At 63.2% G+C, this 4,624-nt stretch carries 4 protein-coding genes; 2 read left to right on the top strand and 2 right to left on the bottom strand.

Annotated features, from left to right (window positions below; all coding sequences use genetic code 11):
* A partial coding sequence (locus VFW84_RS12695) for a calcium-binding protein (protein ID WP_329680829.1) occupies window positions 1–1,575 on the bottom strand: 1,575 nt, incomplete at its 3' end.
* 576 nt (window positions 1,576–2,151) lie between these two features.
* Here VFW84_RS12695 and VFW84_RS12690 point away from each other — a divergent pair.
* Entirely contained in the window at window positions 2,152–2,802 is a 651-nt protein-coding gene (locus tag VFW84_RS12690) for an RNA pyrophosphohydrolase (protein ID WP_329680828.1), read from the top strand.
* Here the strand turns inward: VFW84_RS12690 and VFW84_RS12685 are convergent.
* The gene (locus VFW84_RS12685; RefSeq protein WP_329680827.1) at window positions 2,752–3,765 is read right to left on the bottom strand and encodes an AraC family transcriptional regulator; all 1,014 of its coding nucleotides are present in this window, start codon (window positions 3,763–3,765) and stop codon (window positions 2,752–2,754) included. The genes VFW84_RS12690 and VFW84_RS12685 overlap by 51 nt on opposite strands.
* Before the next feature lie 158 nt (window positions 3,766–3,923).
* On the opposite strand from VFW84_RS12685, the gene VFW84_RS12680 reads away from it, so the two are divergent.
* The coding region (locus VFW84_RS12680) for an acyl-CoA dehydrogenase family protein (protein WP_329680826.1) at window positions 3,924–4,624 on the top strand (701 nt) is incomplete at its 3' end.

Here is a 4,624-nt window from a genome sequence, read left to right as displayed (position 1 = left end):
CAAGACATCGGATGCCACATCGGCAAACAAGGTGTCATTGCCGGCCCCTCCCCACAGGGTGGAGGCCCCGCTGGCCGCTCGACCATAGTATCCAGAGGCCGCCCCCAGGCCATACAGTGCGTCGTTTCCATCCCCACCCAGAAGTTGCCCCCCTCGATTGCCAGCGTACAAGTGGTCATCGCCAGCCTGGCCATCCAGAATGGAAGCCCCCCCTGTGGCGTAAGCCCAATCTCCTCTGGCAAATCCAAAGAGGTAGTCTCCTCCATCACCTCCCAGCAAGGTATGGACGCCACTGCTCCCGGCATAGAGTTCATCGCTCCCCGAGCCACCATCCAGCAGGTCACTCCCCTCCCGCGCAAACAGAACATCATCACCATCGCCGCCCAACAGCGTGTCATTGCCAAAGAGCCCCTGAAAGGTGTCATCGCCTGATGTCGGTGTGAAGAATCGCTCCTTGATCTGCTCGTAGCTCAGGGTACTTCCATCCGCAAAACCCAGGGTGACAGCCGAATCCGGCAGATCGGTCAAACGCACGCTGTCCGTGCCGTCGTCACCCCAGGAGATCACATAGCCGCCCGCGCCCACGGCCGGCCAGCGCTGACTGAACGTGAGATCGTCCGATGTCAGATCGTCTGAAAACACCAGATGTGGCCTCAGTGGCTGAGCGGAAGGATTCAGCGCCACAACGTCATGGCCCGAGCCCATGCCCAACGTGACACTCACCACACCTGCCGTCCCCAGGTAGTCCATGATGATCCAGTCGTCCCCTGCGCCGCCATCCAGGGTGTCCCCGTCGTGACCGCCAATCAGGGTATCCTGCCCTGCACCTCCCAGCAGCAGATCAGCGTCCGTATCCCTTGAACTCCCGTAGCCCAAATAGCCCAGGGAGTCGTTTCCATCACCGCCGATCAGCGTGTCACGGCCGGCGTCGCCAAACAGAGAGTCGTGGCCCTCGCCCCCCTCCAACAGGTCAGCGCCAAAGCTCCCATTGATCCGATCATTGCCGGCCCCGCCAGACAGGGTGTCGCTCATCGCGCCCCCTTGCAGGGTGTCATTGCCCCCCTGACCATCTATGCGGTTGACGGCCACTGCGAATTGCAGACCGTTCAGGTCTTCGCTTGCATCCGTCCCCAGGGTCAGCAGTTGCGGCTGAATGTCGGCCAACTCCCACGTCACGCCATCGGCAAATCGGATCTCTTCGATCAAGACACCTGTTCTAGGGCTCAAATATGATCGGAGGACCAGTTGATCGCCTGAATCAAACGACAGCACAAGATCGTAGTTCACACCGGGTGCTGCGCGGGCAACGCTGGTCACGGAGGTCGAGTTCAGATCGCCCAGTTGCACCACATCCAGTGTGCCTGCGACGTCGTCGATGACATCGCGTCCGGAGCCTCGAGAGAACAGGTAGGTATCGCTGCCTTCACCACCACGGAGTTCATCATCACCGCCTCCACCTGCCAAGCTATCGTTGCCCCGCAGGCCGTAGAGGCTGTCCTGGCCTGAGCCCCCCATCAGCAGGTCATTGCTGGCATAGCCCCACAACTGCTGCGGACTGCTGAGCGACTGGGCCAAAAGTACCTTCTGGCTCACTGTCTCGACACTCCAGACCGTGCCGTCAGCAAACTCGATCGGAGCCGCGGCCGCACCCAACAGCCCGCTTTCCAGCGAAATGTCTGGTGAATCCACTGGCGTCAACGAAAAAAAGTCGTCGATGCGGACGAGCTCTTGCCCGTCGAGACTTGAAATGCCGAGCGTGCCAAGAGCACGCGTCAACACCACGTCCTCCGGTCGGACAGACGCAGGCAACTGGATATTCTGGACAGCATCAGGCATGTTCACTCCCTTGGATTGATCTATATAGGTATGTATCGAGCCATCCCCATCAGCAACCTGACCTCATGCAGGACTGACTCGACGCTCCAACTCAGCCAGTTTTCTACAACACATCCAGGAACGTCTTGGCAGGGAGTTCCCCCGTTGTGCATTTTTTCACGCCGTTTTCGAGCACCCGAACTGGACTTTTTGCACAAGGTCGAGAGTGCAAAACACGAGCCGGAAGGACTTTCTGCCCCCCATTGGCCGCCCCCCCTGGTCTCGGGGGCCATGGAGTGCAATAATGGCCACAGTTCAAAGCATTCGGAGTTGATCATGCTCGATCGTGAAGGCTTTCGCCCCAACGTCGGCATCATCCTGCTCAATCAGCGCAACCAGGTTTTCTGGGGCAAGCGCATTCGTACCCATTCCTGGCAGTTCCCGCAAGGCGGGATCAAGCACGGTGAATCGCCTGAGCAGGCGATGTTCCGCGAGTTGCACGAAGAAGTCGGGCTGCTGCCCGAGCACGTGCGCATTGTGGCCCGCACCCGCGACTGGCTGCGCTATGAGGTGCCTCAGCACTTCATCCGCCGCGATGCCCGGGGGCACTACCGCGGGCAAAAACAGATCTGGTTCCTGCTGCAACTGGTCGGTCGCGACTGCGACATGAACCTGCGCGCCACCAACCACCCCGAGTTCGACGCCTGGCGCTGGAACGAGTACTGGGTACCGCTGGAGGCCGTGATCGAATTCAAGCGGCACGTCTACCAGACCGCTTTGACCGAACTGGCGCGCTTCCTGCCCGCACCCAAAAGCCAGAACCGCTTCCTGCGGGGCAATATGCGAGGGCGTCACCATGATCATGAGGGCGCTCATGAGGGCCATGACTTTGACCCTGCCCACGCGGAAATGAGGGACCATCCTCACGACGATGAGTCATCCACCGATGGCAGCGCCATGGTGGTCATCGACAGTCGCCGCTTCTGAGGGGCTGGCCATGCCGGCCTGGGCCCGGTGATCCCGGGGTGAGCAGCCGAACTCGCGCCTGAAGGCCTGCGCAAAGGCAGCCGCCGACTGGTAGCCGACGGATCGCGCCACCTCGGCCACGGGATCGGCACTGCGCAGCAAGCGGCGCGCGGCCACATGCATGCGATGTTGCGTCAGGTAGGTCAGAGGTGGCACACCCAGCAACTGCGTGAAGCGTTCGGCCAGCACCGAACGCGACACGCACCCTACCCGCGCAAGCTCGGCCAACTGCCAGGGCCGTTGAGGCTCTCGGTGCATGGCGCCGAGCACACGCGAGACCATGCCATCCTTGAGCCCCATCAGCCAGCCCGCCGGGGGTTGGGCCGGGCCATGCAGATAGGTGCGCAGGCTCTGGATGAAGACGATGTCGGCCAGGCGATCGATCACGGCCTGACGGGCGATGCTCTTGCGGCGCAACTCCTGCTCCAGATAGGCCAAGCCGATCACCAGCCAGGACGGCAGGCTCTGCCCAGGCCCCCACTGCAGGGTCAGCCAAGGCGGCAGCCCCCCCCAGAGCCAGGCCTCGGCCACGCCCTCGATGTGCATGCAGCCACTGACGGTGCGCCCGATGCACGCCGGGCCGGCACCGGCAGCCTGGGCCTCGATCACATCGGCATGGGCCTGCTCCCCCTGACGCCAGTGGCGCAGCAGGTCCACCCCCGGGCCCAGCATCGACACCTCACCGCCCTGCGCACTGAGCACATGCGGCTCGCCCTGCGGGAAGAAGGCCACATCCCCCACGTTCAATGCGATCGGCTGGGCGCCGCCCTGGGGATGCAGCCACACCCGTCCCTCCGTGACCAGGTGGAAGCACGGCTGACGCGCCGCGCCCACGCGCAGCACCCCCTGCGACCCCAGGCGGGTGCGCATGAAGACCGCATCACGGATGCGGACATCGGCCAGCAATTCACTCAAGGCGTCCATAGGGCATGACTGTGCAACAAGTCTGGGCACATTTGATCGTGAACGTCCGGTTCAGACCCGCCTATTCGCTTCGTTTAGGTCAACCCTGAGTGTCATGTCACGCAATCCGAGCTGAAATGCACTCCATTGACAGTGGCATGACCCGTTGGAGTGATCGCATGACTTCCCTGACCCGTTTGGGCCTTCGCACCCTGAGCCAGATGGCCGGCTCCCCCAGCCTGGACCGCCTGGGCCTGCGCAAACCCACCGAGAAGGTGCTGTACCACGGCACCAAGAATGGCTTTCGCGCCGTGACCGCCGTGAACCGCGCCTTCAAGGCCGTGCAGCGCCTGACCTCGCCCCAGCGCCTGCCCAAGCGGGGCAGCAGCGGCGACCTTTTTGACCTCACGCCGGACGATGAACAAACCATGTTCATCGAGGCCATGCGCGCCTTTGCCTCCGAGCAATTGCGCCCGGCCGCCGGCAAAGCCGACATGGACTACGGTGCCCCCGCGGATCTGCTGGCGCAATGCGCCGAACTGGGCATGACCACCATGGGCATCCCCGAGGCCCTGGGTGGCGTGGGCACCGAGCGCTCGGCCGTGACCAACGCCCTGATCGCCGAGGCCCTGGCGCAAGGCGACATGGGCCTGGCCCTGGCCTGCCTGGCGCCTGCGGCCGTGAGCAATGCGCTGGTGATGTGGGGCAGCGCCGATCAGCAATCGACCTATCTGGGCGCCTTTGCGGGCGACAAGCCACCGGCCGCCGCCCTGGCCATCCAGGAGCCCACGGCGTTGTTCGACCCCTTCACCCTGCAGACCCAGGCCCGCCTGGTCAACGGCAGCTATGTGATCGACGGCGTCAAGTCCATGGTGCCTCT

It is taken from the genome of Aquabacterium sp. (genome assembly GCF_036279655.1).
GTDB lineage: Bacteria > Pseudomonadota > Gammaproteobacteria > Burkholderiales > Burkholderiaceae_C > Aquabacterium.
Note: the sequence above shows the minus strand (reverse complement) of the source record. Positions and strands in the feature narration are given on the sequence as shown.

What these genes read in the sequence shown, in the direction of transcription:
- VFW84_RS12690 (WP_329680828.1), top strand. Translation starts at nt 2,152, where the DNA reads ATGCTCGATCGTGAAGGCTTTCGCCCCAACGTCGGCATCATCCTGCTC.
- VFW84_RS12685 (WP_329680827.1), bottom strand. Translation starts at nt 3,765, where the DNA reads ATGGACGCCTTGAGTGAATTGCTGGCCGATGTCCGCATCCGTGATGCG.